The organism is Pseudomonas sp. ITEM 17296 (genome assembly GCF_028895205.1).
Classification (GTDB): Bacteria; Pseudomonadota; Gammaproteobacteria; order Pseudomonadales; family Pseudomonadaceae; genus Aquipseudomonas; species Aquipseudomonas kermanshahensis.
Window position 1 is genome coordinate 1 of sequence record NZ_WJRS01000038.1, and the last position, 12,240, is coordinate 12,240.

Consider the following 12,240-nt stretch of genomic DNA (forward strand, 5'->3'; position numbering starts at 1 on the left):
TTGCAGCCGCTCGCTAGTAACCCCTTTCGACCCCTAGCTGACAGCCGTAGCCGTGCTGCAGCCAAAAGGAGGGCTCAGTTCACCATCACTTCGTCCAGCGCCCGTTCAAGGGTGCTGACCGTGCGCTCGATATTGTGCAGTTTTTCGAGCCCGAACAGACCAATACGAAAGGTTTGGAAGTCGGCCGGCTCATCACATTGCAACGGCACTCCGGCGGCTATCTGTAGGCCGTGTTCTGCAAATTTCTTACCGTTCTTGATGTCGGGATCATCGGTGTAGCTCACCACTACACCCGGGGCCTGAAAGCCGGCTGCGGCCACGCTTTTGATGCCTCTGCCGGTCAACATGGCGCGGACGCGATCGCCCAACGCCTGTTGTTCACCGCGCACCTTGTCGAAACCGTAGGCTTGCATCTCGTTCATCACGTCGTTGAATCGCGCGAGAGAATCGCTGGGCATGGTCGCGTGGTAAGCATGTCCGCCCTGTTCGTATGCCTGCATGATCTGAAGCCACTTTTTCAGGTCGCAGGCAAAGCTGCTGCTATGCGTCTGCTCGATGCGCTCGAGGGCCAAAGCACTGAGCATCACCAGCGCGCAGCAAGGGGAGGCGCTCCAACCTTTCTGCGGCGCGCTGATCAGCAGGTCGACTGCGCACTTGTCCATATCAACCCAAAGCGTGCCTGAGGCGATGCAGTCCAGAACGAACAGCCCCCCCACTGCATGCACAGCGTCGCCAATGGCCCGCAAGTAATCGTCGGGCAGGATAATCCCGGATGACGTTTCAACGTGTGGTGCAAAGACAATCTGCGGTTTGTGCGCCTCAATCGCCGCTAACACTTCGTCCAGAGGCGGGGGCGCGTAGGCTGGCTGGCGACCCGTGTCGATCGGTTGGGCTTTCAGCACCGTGGTAGCCGCCGGAATGTTGCCCATCTCAAGGATCTGGCTCCAGCGATAACTGAACCAACCGTTGCGGATCACCAGGCACTGCTGGCCGGTGGCAAACTGCCGCGCTACCGATTCCATGCCGAATGTACCGCTACCCGGCACTACTGCAACAGCCTGAGCGTTATAGACCTGTTTCAGGGTGCTGGAAATGTTCTTCATCACGCCTTGAAATGCCTGCGACATATGATTGAGCGAACGGTCGGTGTAGACCACCGAATACTCAACCAGCCCCTCAGGATCAATACTTGGATATAGCTTTGACATGCGGTGACTCCTTTGGCAGAGATGTCATTGGTATGGACCCAGTCCTAAGCCTTGGCAACTGAGAAGTTAGAACATGGCTCGGACGGAGGTCGTTCACGTCCGGTTAGTCGACAGCAGGCGGTGGTGACTGTCTGCTATCACCCCACCCAACAAGCCATTAAGCTACCGCACTGTCTGACCGCTCTCTCAGGACGAGGCCAACCATGTTCGATCACCCGATCCACCCCGAAATCGCTGAATGGTTTACCCAGTTCAATGTCCCTGAGGTGTCCTACAGCGTCTGCTCCATTGACCTGAGCAATGAGCCGCCCGAGCACTGGTTTTACAAACGCAAGAAGTTGCGGCCTGAAAGCCTGAAACTCGATCTGCACATCCCGGCCAACGGCAGCTGGTGGGTCGACCTGTCGCGTCATGACAAGCTCTTCAACGTCCAGTGGCGCCCCAACGATGACCTGCGCATCGAGTCGCAGCAACTGCGCTACCGCAAGCAGATCAAGTGGCCCCGCCTGCACAACCTGATGGGCTTCCCCTTGCTGGTCGAACAGTTGCAGCAGTGCCTCGAGGTGACCTTCCTGCGCCATGCCAATATAGGGGCGCGCTTGCTGGAACCCGAAGCGTTGGCGCGCAATCCAGAACTACGGCAATGGCTGGCACCCTGTGCCGACACTTTTGGCTGGAACAGGCGAATGCAGCCGGAATAACAGGGCCGTGCGATTCACTTACGAGCTCAAGCGTCGCCCGCTACCCATCAATCCGATCAATCTCCTCCTGGCTCAGCGCACGCCAATCAGCCGGCAAAATCCCGTAATCGGCGCGCGCGGACTCAAGGGCCTGCGCCAATGACAGCATCAGGTGATCGCCTTCAACCTGTTGAGCGCAGTAATCGATGAAGCGAATCTCCAGATAAACCGGCGGGTCCTCCCCTCCTTCGACCTCAAGACCAAACAGCACGATGGCCGTTACGTTGGGACGATATTCACAGGGTTGCCGCACCTTGGCGAACAGGTACACGGGCTTTTCCGTCATTCGTTCAACTCCGTTACATGCCCGGGTACAGACCCGCAGGGGGTTGGTAGTCGGGGTCTTCGAAGCGACTGTTACTGTAAGTCGTTTTGGCCGTTGGCCCGCTGTGGGGGTACGTCACTTGCGGGTTGGGGACGAGGTGCCACTCGGCGCCGTCTTTGTCGTGCTCAATCAACGTGGGATACAGCGTGCAGGTACCGCCTGAACCGGAGGTCAACCTGAACTGATAGTAGCGCCCTGCCTGGGGCGTGAACTGAGTTACGACCATGCAGGATTGCGTACGCGGCCCCTCCCAGAACATGCCCACCTGCGTTTTGATACCGGGCCTGACACGGGTTTCGAAGTAGTCGAACGTCAAGTCCTGCCCGGCTTTGGGCATCCCCTGGTCCTGTGTATTGATGAACGGCAGCGGCCCGGTGCGGATCACGCCGCCCGAGCGCACGCCGTTTTCGTATTGGTAAATAGTGGCATGCTGCGTGAAGTTGACGACGCGAACCCACGCGGGATCCGGCTCGTTTTCAGGCGCGACGAAGTAATCGGTATGAGGTAAATATTGGCAGCCCGCAAACAACGGCAGAAGCAGCAAGCAGCGTGCAGTACGTATCGACATGGCGCATGTCCTTTGCAAAGTGCCTGTACAGACCACACGAGCGGGGATGCATTCCCTAGCTGCTTCAAGAATGTCACGCTTAGCCGTCGGCCAAACGGTCATGGCGAATCGCCTTGAGGGGGCTATCGTTGCTTGTCTGGGCAACGACTACCGACCGAGGGCGGGGCGATGAACACCAGTGATCTTCTTGAACAGTTACTCCGGGCCGGGCAAGGCTCGCAAGCGCAACAAGGCAGCGGTGGCCTGTCATCGCAAGATGGCCTGGGCGGTTTGGGCGGCTTGCTGGGTGGTTTGCTTAACGGCGGCAGTGCCGCGGGTGGCGGCGGTGGCCTTGGCGGTCTATTGGGCGGCCTGTTACGGGGTGGCGGCAGCGCAGGCGGCGTTAGCCAGGGGCGCGCCACGGGTGGCACCAATTACGCGGCCCTGGCGTCGCTGGGCATGATGGCGTTCCAGGCCTATCAAAGCTGGCAGCGCAGCCAGGCGGCAGCCCCGCAACAGGCCATGCGTACTGTCGATCAATTGTCCGGCCCCGAGGCCGAGGGCCACAGCCATGCAATATTGCGCGCGCTAATTGCGGCAGCCAAAGCTGACGGGCGCATCGACGAGCAAGAAGAACAGTTGATCTACGCAGAAATCAAACGTCACACCAGCGACCCGCAACTGCAGCAGTGGCTGGATGACGAAGTCAGCAAACCCCTCGATGCTGCCGAAGTGGCACAGTCGGCACAGGACCCGGCCATGGCTGCGGAGATGTACCTGGCCAGCGTGATGCTGGTGGATGACCAGCAGGCCGCAGAGCGGGCCTACCTTGATGAACTGGCCAGCGCTCTGCAAATCGACCCGACCTTGCAGGTGCACCTGGAACAACAGGCCAAGGGAGCCGCCTGACCGGGCTGAGATGCCTGCGCGCTTCATCAACCTGAAGCCCGCGCAGGCATGGCCCCGAGCGTAAACAGCCTGTGAGGTTGTGCTGTTTAGCTGTCACCTTCCTGCACACTGACCCTCACGCCCGTGCTAGCGATTTCGTACTCGGATTCCGATATCTGCCGCACGGCCCCACCGAATTGCATTTCATAATGCACCGGACCTTCATGCCGAATCATTCCATTGGGCGAGCGCTCAACGGTCTCATCCTGATAGATGTTGATCACGTAGACCACATTATCCGTACCCACCCCGACTTTTTTCCCAACGTATTTGTCCGCCATATCCTTACGCCTTGAGTGAAACCTCACAGCCGCTGCACCTGGGATGCAGACCGTTAAAGCCTGTGCGCAATGGCGCAAGCGGTCTGTGCGCTACCGTACAGACGCTTCGAATTAGATAGCTGCCGCAGGCTAATTAGACAGGCTGGATGGTATCCTCCAGCGGTTTTACCCCGTTGGCAGTAGCGGACGGCGAACAGGACAAAAGGAAAATGTCATGCGTACACGCACCCTCCTCGCGGCATTCGGCGCCGCGTTCACACTGCTGTCAGCCCCGGCATCGGCCACCCAGCCGGCGCCCGTGACGCCGGCACAGGTGAACAAAGACCGCATTTCGGTAACGGTCGAAGGCAGCGGCCCTGATGTGATCTTGATCCCAGGCTTGGCGTCTTCCCGCGAGGTGTGGCGTGATCTGGCCACCCGCTTGCAGCGCAGCCACCGCCTTCACCTGGTACAGGTCGCAGGTTTCGCCGGGGCACCTGCGGTGTCCGACTCGCGTGGAGAAGTCGTGGCGCCAACGGCCGAGGCCATCGCTGACTACATCCGCACCCAGCACCTCAAGGCCCCGGTCATCATTGGTCACTCGTTGGGTGGCGAGGTGGCGCTGATGCTCGGCGCGCGTCACCCCGATCAGGTCGCGCGCTTGATGGTCGTCGATGCCCTGCCCTTCTACACACTGCTCATGAACCCTTTCGCAACCCGCGAGACAGCCGAACCGCAGGCGGCTGCATTCCGCGATTCGCTGCTGGCGTCAACGCCTGAGCAGGCTGAAGCCCTGCAGCGTGTATCCATTGCCCGCTTGGTAAAAAGCGAAGCAGCCCGGCCTGTGCTGCTTGCGGCGGCGACAAGCTCGGATCGGCAGACCACGGCCCAAGCCACTTACGAACTGATGACCACCGACCTGCGCCCGGAGCTTGATCGCATCCAGGTGCCGGTCGAGGTCGTCTATGCCTATGACCCGGTGTACGGCATCCCCGCGGCCAATGTCGAGGCGACCTTCCGCAACGCCTATGCCAATACCCCGCACATCAACTTCACGCGCATTGACGACAGCTTCCACTTCGTCATGCTCGACCAGCCAGAAGCGTTCGCCAACGTGGTCACCGATTTCCTGCAGCCCTAGCGGGCGCCTGCCACCGCCGTTCAGCGCTTGAGCAGGGCAATGAAAAACAGCCCGCCAAGCGCTGCGGTGGCAATGCCGATCGGCAGGTCTTGCGGGGCGATCAGGGTGCGTGCAGCCACGTCTACCCAGACCAGGAAAATCCCCCCCAGCAGTGCACTCACCGGCATCAGCCGGCGGTTTTCCGCCCCCACCAGCGCCCGCGCCATGTGCGGTACCATCAAGCCGACAAAGCCGATGGCACCGGAGAGCGACACCAGCACACCGGTCAGCAACGAGGTGCAGGTGAACACCTGCAGGCGCAGGCGTCGGCCGCTGAAGCCCAGGCTCACTGCGGTCTGCTCACCGCTCATCAGCGCATTCAGCCCGCGCCCCATGACCTGCAAGGCCACCAGCCCCAGCACCACGCAAAGCGCCGGCAACCAGAGGACATGCCAACGCGCCGCCCCCAAGCCTCCCAGCATCCAGAACACCACCGAGGCGGCGGCGTGCTGGTCGCCCGTGTACAGCAGCAGGTTGACCACGGCCATCAACACGAACGACACGGCGACGCCCGCCAGCAGCAGGCGGTCGCTTTCCATGCGGCCATGGCGCCGCGCCACGGCGATCACCAGCAGCATGCTCGCCGCCGCGCCCATGAACGCCGCCAACGGCAGGCTGAAGGCGCCGATGAATTCGCCGAGGTAGAGCATCACCAGCACCGCCCCCAACGCCGCGCCGGAGCTGACGCCCAGCAGGTGCGGGTCTGCCAGGGGGTTACGGGTCACGGCCTGCAGCGCCGTGCCGACCAGTGCCAAGCCGGCACCCACCAAGGCCCCCAGTAAAACCCGGGGGGCGCGAATCAGCCAGACGATCTGCGCCTGGCTCTGGGCCCACTCCCCTGGCATGTCGATGCCCAGTTGCTGGCCTACAATCCCGGCCACGTGGGCCAGCGGTACCGATGCGGGGCCGAATGCCAGGGCGATCAGGCACGACACCAGCAACAGTGCGCTCAGCATCACGATCAACCACCGGTAGGCCACAGGGCTGTGCCCGACCCTCATTGAACGGCACCTTGGAACAGCTGTGGATGCAGGGCAGCAGCCAGCTTCTCGATGGCCAAGGCGTTCTCGACAGCGGGCGTTACCTCCAGGTAAGTCAGCACAATGAAGCGCTGCTCACGAATCGCCTGCACGTCTTTCAACGCCGGCTGGCGCAGCAAGAAATCGCGCTTCTGCTGCCAACTGCTCGGGCCATAGTCGACGATCAGAATGACCTGCGGGTCGCGCTCCACCACACTCTCCCAGTTCACCTGGGTCCAGCTGGCAGACACGTCGTCCATCACATTGCGACCGCCTGCCGCCTCGATCAGGGCCTGGGGTACGCCCAGCCTTCCCGAGGTGGTCGGGCGGTCTTCGCCACTGTCGTACAGAAACACACGGGGCGCAGCCTGCACGTGTTCAAGCCGGCGCTGCACGTCACCGATGCGCGTGCGCATGCTTGCGATCAAGGCGTCGGCCTGGGGCTGGACGGAAAAGATCCGGCCTAGATTGCCCAGGTCGCGATAAACGTCATCCAGGCTAGCCCGTTGCTGGGCCATGACCCACGAACACGACTCGCTCAGCTCGTACACCGGGATACCGAACGGCGCGAGGGTGCTGGGCGTGACTGGCCCACCGACCTGCATGCCGTAGTTCCAGCCGGCAAAGAACAGGTCGGTTTCAGCCGCCAGCAAGGTTTCGATGGCAGGGTAACGGCTGGCCAGCGGTGGTACGCCCTGCAGCGCTGCATCCACCCACGGGTCGCGGTGTTTGCTGGCAGTGAAGCCGGTGTAGCCGATGATGTGCTCGCGCAGCCCCAGGTGCAGCAACATGGCGGTCATGTTCACGTCGTGCACCACGACCCGCTGCGGTGGCTGGGTGAACGTTACGTCGCGGTCACAGCTGCGCACGCTCAGGGGGTAATCGCTGGCCATCGCAGGCAGCGCGGTCAGCAACGCCAACAGGCCGATCAGGTAGCGGACAGTCATGTTCGGGTGATCCAGGTAATGCGTGGGTAGGGATGCAGAGGATGCGGGTCGACCAGCGCCTCGACGCCGAAAACCTGCAGCAGCAGCGCGGGGGTCAGCACCTGCTGTGGCGTACCGCAGGCGACGATGCGCCCGCCATCGATGACGTACAGCCGATCGCAAAACGCAGCCGCCAGGTTGAGGTCGTGGAAGCTGGCCAAAATGCTCAGGCCCAGGCCACGCAGGTGCTGAAGCAGCTCCAGCTGGTAGCGTGGGTCGAGGTGGTTGGTTGGCTCGTCGAGTAGCAGCAGCTGTGGCGTCTGCACCAGCGCCCGGGCCAGCAGCACGCGCTGCTTCTCGCCGCCAGACAGGCTGGCAAAGGCCCGTTCGCCCTGGCCGGCAAGGCCAACTTGCGCCAGTGCCTGGGCCACTTGCCGGGCGTCCTCGGCCGTGTCGCCGTCGAACAAGCCCTTGTGCGGTGCGCGCCCCATCGCAACGATGTCGCCAACGCTCAAGCCAAACGCATCGGGAAACTCCTGCAGCACCACCGCGATGCGTTGTGCGCTCCAGCGTGCGCTGCGTTGCCAAAGGTCATCACCGCCAAGGCGCACACGGCCCTCGGCAGGTTCGTTGGCGCGGTAGGCGCACCGCAGCAGGCTGGTCTTGCCGCTGCCATTGGGGCCGATCAAGCCGACGAACTCGCCCTGCTCCACCCGCAGGTCCACACCCTGCAGCAGCGGGCGCGGCGGCTGTCCCCGTTCAAGCAGGGCCCAGTCCAGGGCCTCGATGTGCAGTTGCGTCATGGGCATCACCTCCAGGAAGCACCGGCCAGGGGCCGGTGCGACAGGCTCAGAAGCTGTAGTCAGCCGTGACGAAGAACGAACGCGGTTCGCCCAGGTACCACTGCCGGCCGTTGTTACCCGTGGTGGTGGCGTACTGGCGGTCGAACAGGTTGTTCAACTGCAGGCCCAGGGTCAGGTCCGGTTGCACGTGCCAGTCGATGTTGGCGTCAACCACGGTGTAGCTGGGCACCTCGACGGTATTGGCGTTGTCGGCGTAGCGGCTGTCGACATAGCGCGCCCCGGCGCCGGCACTGAAGCGTTGGCCGAAGTCTTTGCTCAACCACAGGTTGGCGGAGCGGCGCGGCACGTTGATCGGCTGGTTGCCGGCGTAGTCGTTGGCGCCACTGGCAAACTCGTCATACTCCGCGCGCACCCAGGCGGCGTTGGCAGACAGTTGCACGTCATACGGCAGGCGCAGTTCGAGGGTGGCCTCGATGCCGTCCGACGACTGTTGGCCGACCTGCTGTTGCAGCGTGGGGTTGAGCGGGTCGGTGCTCAGCAGCTTTTTCTTGACGATGTGATACGCCGCCAGGGTCCACTCGCCTCGCCCGTCAGGCAGCCTGTGCTTGATGCCGGCTTCGGTCTGTTTGGCGGTGCTCAGGTCCCATTGCTGCTGCGCGGCGTTGAGGGTGAGCAGGTTGCTCACACCTTCGGTACTGGTAGCGTACTGGCCATAAACCGACAGGTCCTCGGTCAGCGCGAACACCAGGCCGGCGCGCCAGTTGTCGCCAGACAAGCTGCGATCGGTGCGGGTATCGGCATCCAGGTCGTCGCGGTTCAGGTGCACCTGATCGCGGCGTGCACCGGTGATCAACGACAGGCGCTCGGTGAGTTGCGTGCGGTTTTCGGCGAACAGCGAGAATTGCTTGGCCTGGTTGGCTTCGCGCGAGCGGTAAGGGTCGTTGCTGATGTACTCGCCCCCACCGGAACCGGACAGCGGCACGGTATCGGTCAGGGTGTTGCCGAAGTCGTGCTTGCGCACGAAACGGATCGTGTTGTAGTCGGCGCCCACCACGGTCTGGCTGTCCAGGCCGAACAGTGGGTGTTGCAGGGTGAACGACTGGCGATCGCCGAGCTGTTCCTGGGTCTGCTTGATGCTGATGAAGCTGCTGCGCCGCACCTGGTCGCCTGGCAGCCAGGTGTAGGTCTCGGCGTTGCGCCAGCGGCGCTGGGCCTTGAGGAAGTACAGTTGGTTGCTGGCGGTGAGGTTGTCGTTGATTACCCAGTCGGTGACTAGCCGTGTGGACTGGTCGTTGTAATGCACTTCGGCGTTGTCGACGTTGTAGTTGTGATCGCGCAGCGACTCGCGGTAATGCCCGTCCACCAACGGCGTCCCCATGTACTGCTGCGGGTCTTGGTCACCGTAGTCGTGGCTGAGGGTGAAGCTCAGTTCATCGCTGGGCTGCCAGCGCAGCGCGCCGCTGATGGCGAGGCTCTGCGAATCGCCCCGGTCGACCCAGCCGTTGCTGGCCAGCTTGTTGAGGTTCAGGCGGTAGCTCAAGGTGTCGGTCAGCGAGCCGCCGCTGTCCAGGGCCATCTGCCGACGGTCATCCGAGCCGTAGCCCAGGCGCAGGTGATTGCGGATTTCGCCTTCAAAGGGCTTCTTCGGCACGACGTTGACCACCGCACCGGTAGCGCCCTCTCCGTACAGCACCGAGGCCGGGCCGCGCAGCACATCGATGCGCTCGACCGACCAGGTATCGACCGGGAAGGTCACGGTGCCGGCGCCCACGTACAGCCGGGTACCGTCGTACAACTGCATGGTCGAGCTGTGCCCGGTGAAGCCGCGGGCCGACAAGGCCGTGCCGCCGTTACCGGGGGTACCGATGAAGGTGATGCCGGGCGAACGGGTGACCGCGTCCTGCACCGTGGCGTTGTTACGCGTGAGGATTTGCTCGGCACTGATACTGGTCACGCTGGCTGGGGTTTCCAGCGGCGTCAGGCCAAGCCTCGAGCCACTGGTGCCTGGGGTATGCAGGTCGGGCTGAGGGTTGTGCTCGGCCGTGCCGGTAATGTCCGTGGCCGGTAGCGCCAGGGCGTTGTCCGCCTCGGCGGCGTGGGCGGCAACAGAGAGAAAAACACAGGGCACCAGGCTGGCGTGCAGCAGCGTACCTGGCAGAGAATTGAACAGCGAATAACGGGACATGTCGTTCCACTTGAAGCAGGAATGAAAGAATCCCGGAGGGAACAACGCAAAGAGGAATCGCGGGCGAGCACGCCCACGGAAACCGGCCTGCGCCCGCCCACCGCGGGTTTGCCAAACGATGCTTCAGGCCGGTCTCCGGGCTCGCGAGGGTCATGAAGCCTTCACCTTCCCATGCCAGGGCACAGTGGTGTCTTGAATGCTTCGCTCGCATACCGTTGCGGGGGCAGCGCCGGACTGATCATCGAACGATGACGAACCGGCTTCCCGTTTCACCCCATGCACGGCGGCAGGGGGCACCTGAAACAGGCGCGCAGATGACCATCAAAAGCCCGCTGCGTCAACCGGCTTGTGGCAAACAGGCCGCCTGAGCTCGCCACTTCAGGCCCTGGGCGAACGCGTCACGGTTCAATCATCGCCAGGGCTTTCTATTGCCTTTTGTGGCGCGGCATTTTGTAACGTTCAGTAAGAAGTTTTTGCATGGACATCATTCCCACCACTCTTTAGCCTTACGCCTCCGTCGAAGTGGGGACCCCGTGTGAAGCAGCAGTCAGCTAAACGAAAGCCCGCCCTCTGGGGCATTCTCATGGTCGCCGCGAGCCTCTGCGCACACGCAGACAGCACACCCCAACAAAGCCCGACGCTGGTGTATTCCTGGCCCGTTAACGCAGGCCCGCTCGACCCACGCGGCTACTCGCCCAATCAGATGTACGCCCAGGCCATGGTGTATGAACCGCTGGTGCGTTACACCTCGGCGGGCACTGTAGAGCCTTGGTTGGCACAGGCTTGGCAAGTCTCCGACGATGGCAAGACCTACACCTTCAACTTGCGAGATGGCGTGCGCTTCAGTGACGGCACGCCATTCGACGCTGCAGCTGCCAAGGCCAACCTGGATGCCGTCCTGGCCAACAGCCAACGCCATCGCTGGATGGAGCTGGTCACCACCCTCGACCACATCGAGGCCCCTGACCGGCTGACCTTGCGCCTGGTGCTCAAGCACCCGTATTACCCAACGTTGATGGAACTGGCCCAAGTGCGCCCGCTGCGCTTCGGCGCCCCACAGGCCAAACCTGGCGAACCCGCCGGCACCGGCCCATGGATGCGCGTCGAATCGCGCTTGGGCGAGTATGACCGCTTTGCCCGCAACCCCTTTTACTGGGGCGCAAAGCCGGCCTATGGCGAGGTGCGGGTAAACGTCATCCCTGATCCCAACAGCCGCGCGCTGGCCCTGCAGGCCGGCGAGCTCGAGCTGATTCAAGGGGCCGCCGGCGAGATTACCGCCGGCACGTTCATGCGCCTGCGCGACCAAGGCTTCGCCACCGCCCTCTCGGCACCGCTGGCTACCCGCACCCTGGCGATGAACACCGGGCATGGCGCCACCCGTGACCTGGCCGTGCGTCAAGCGATCAACCAAGCGGTGAACAAGCAGGCCATCATCGACAAGATTCTGTATGGCCTCGAGCCCCGTGCCGATACCCTGTTCGCCAGCAACATGCCCTATGCCGACATCGGCCTGAAACCCTACGCCTACGACCCTGCCCAAGCCGCCCGCGAACTTGACGCTGCCGGCTGGACCCTGACGGCAGGCACAACGGTACGTAGCAAGGCCGGTGAACCGCTGTCGATCGAACTGGTGTTCCTCGGCACCAGCGCACTGCAGAAGAGCCTGGCCGAAGTGCTGCAAGGCGAGCTGGCTAACGTCGGCATGCGCATCGAGCTGCGTGCGGTCGAAGAAGGTGGGCTGGTCCGGCGCCAGCGCGATGGCGACTTCGGCATGATCTTCGCCGACACCTGGGGAGCGCCCTACGACCCGCACTCCTTTGTCAGCTCCATGCGCTATGCCGGCCATGCCGACTACATGGCGCAGCGTGGTTTGGCGATCAAAACGAACTGGACCAACGCATTGGCCAGGTACTGGCAAGTACCGACGCGCAGCAACGCGCCGAACAGTACCGGTTCATCCTCACCACCTTGCATGAGCAAGCCGTGTACCTGCCGATTTCCTACCTTACCGCCATCAGCGTTCGCCGCGACTCCGTTGCCCATGTGCAATTCGGCAGCACGCTGTTCGACGTGCCGTTCGAAGCCATGACACCGAAGCA

Annotated in this window: 12 protein-coding genes and 1 riboswitch; of the genes, 4 read left to right on the forward strand and 8 right to left on the reverse strand. The window is 62.7% G+C overall.

Features of this window, described 5'->3' with window-relative positions; genetic code table 11:
• Positions 1-74: 74 nt before the first annotated feature.
• Positions 75-1,208, reverse strand: coding sequence for an aminotransferase class V-fold PLP-dependent enzyme (locus GIB19_RS26005; RefSeq protein WP_274888563.1), 1,134 nt, complete (start codon positions 1,206-1,208; stop codon positions 75-77).
• Positions 1,209-1,411: 203 nt separating this feature from the next.
• Here GIB19_RS26005 and GIB19_RS26010 point away from each other — a divergent pair, with 203 nt between their 5' ends.
• Positions 1,412-1,909, forward strand: a complete 498-nt coding sequence (locus GIB19_RS26010) for a hypothetical protein (protein WP_274888565.1) — start codon at positions 1,412-1,414, stop codon at positions 1,907-1,909.
• A 40-nt stretch (positions 1,910-1,949) separates the two neighbouring features.
• On the opposite strand, the gene GIB19_RS26015 is transcribed toward GIB19_RS26010, so the two are convergent.
• Entirely contained in the window at positions 1,950-2,234 is a 285-nt protein-coding gene (locus tag GIB19_RS26015; protein ID WP_099429730.1) for a hypothetical protein, read from the reverse strand.
• A 13-nt stretch (positions 2,235-2,247) separates the two neighbouring features.
• Positions 2,248-2,841, reverse strand: a complete 594-nt coding sequence (locus GIB19_RS26020; protein WP_099429731.1) for a hypothetical protein — start codon at positions 2,839-2,841, stop codon at positions 2,248-2,250.
• A 168-nt stretch (positions 2,842-3,009) separates the two neighbouring features.
• Between GIB19_RS26020 and GIB19_RS26025 the strand changes: the two genes are divergently transcribed.
• Positions 3,010-3,729, forward strand: coding sequence for a tellurite resistance TerB family protein (locus GIB19_RS26025; protein ID WP_099429732.1), 720 nt, complete (start codon positions 3,010-3,012; stop codon positions 3,727-3,729).
• Positions 3,730-3,815: 86 nt separating this feature from the next.
• Here GIB19_RS26025 and GIB19_RS26030 read toward each other — a convergent pair whose 3' ends face one another.
• A complete protein-coding gene (locus tag GIB19_RS26030; RefSeq protein WP_099429733.1) occupies positions 3,816-4,049 on the reverse strand; it encodes a hypothetical protein in 234 nt (77 codons plus the stop codon).
• Between the two features lie 214 nt (positions 4,050-4,263).
• Here GIB19_RS26030 and GIB19_RS26035 point away from each other — a divergent pair, with 214 nt between their 5' ends.
• Entirely contained in the window at positions 4,264-5,169 is a 906-nt protein-coding gene (locus GIB19_RS26035; protein ID WP_085273171.1) for an alpha/beta fold hydrolase, read from the forward strand.
• A gap of 20 nt (positions 5,170-5,189) precedes the next feature.
• Here the strand turns inward: GIB19_RS26035 and GIB19_RS26040 are convergent, their stop codons facing one another.
• From GIB19_RS26040 to GIB19_RS26055, 4 genes are read right to left on the reverse strand one after another with little or no spacing between them, the layout of a single operon-like run.
• Positions 5,190-6,209, reverse strand: a complete 1,020-nt coding sequence (locus tag GIB19_RS26040) for a FecCD family ABC transporter permease (protein WP_274888566.1) — start codon at positions 6,207-6,209, stop codon at positions 5,190-5,192.
• Positions 6,206-7,174, reverse strand: a complete 969-nt coding sequence (locus GIB19_RS26045) for an ABC transporter substrate-binding protein (protein WP_274888567.1) — start codon at positions 7,172-7,174, stop codon at positions 6,206-6,208. The genes GIB19_RS26040 and GIB19_RS26045 overlap by 4 nt, the downstream gene beginning before the upstream one ends.
• Positions 7,171-7,956 carry an ABC transporter ATP-binding protein gene (locus GIB19_RS26050; RefSeq protein WP_274888568.1) on the reverse strand — a complete coding sequence of 262 codons (786 nt, stop codon included), beginning with the start codon at positions 7,954-7,956 and terminating at the stop codon, positions 7,171-7,173. Before GIB19_RS26050 ends, GIB19_RS26045 begins: the two co-directional genes overlap by 4 nt.
• A 46-nt stretch (positions 7,957-8,002) precedes the next feature.
• Positions 8,003-10,141, reverse strand: coding sequence for a TonB-dependent receptor (locus tag GIB19_RS26055; protein WP_027596263.1), 2,139 nt, complete (start codon positions 10,139-10,141; stop codon positions 8,003-8,005).
• Between the two features lie 109 nt (positions 10,142-10,250).
• Positions 10,251-10,457: riboswitch (cobalamin riboswitch) on the reverse strand.
• Between the two features lie 267 nt (positions 10,458-10,724).
• Between GIB19_RS26055 and nikA the strand changes: the two genes are divergently transcribed.
• Complete coding sequence (gene nikA, locus GIB19_RS26060; RefSeq protein WP_274888570.1) at positions 10,725-12,230, forward strand: nickel ABC transporter substrate-binding protein; 1,506 nt, start codon at positions 10,725-10,727, stop codon at positions 12,228-12,230.
• Positions 12,231-12,240: the final 10 nt, after the last annotated feature.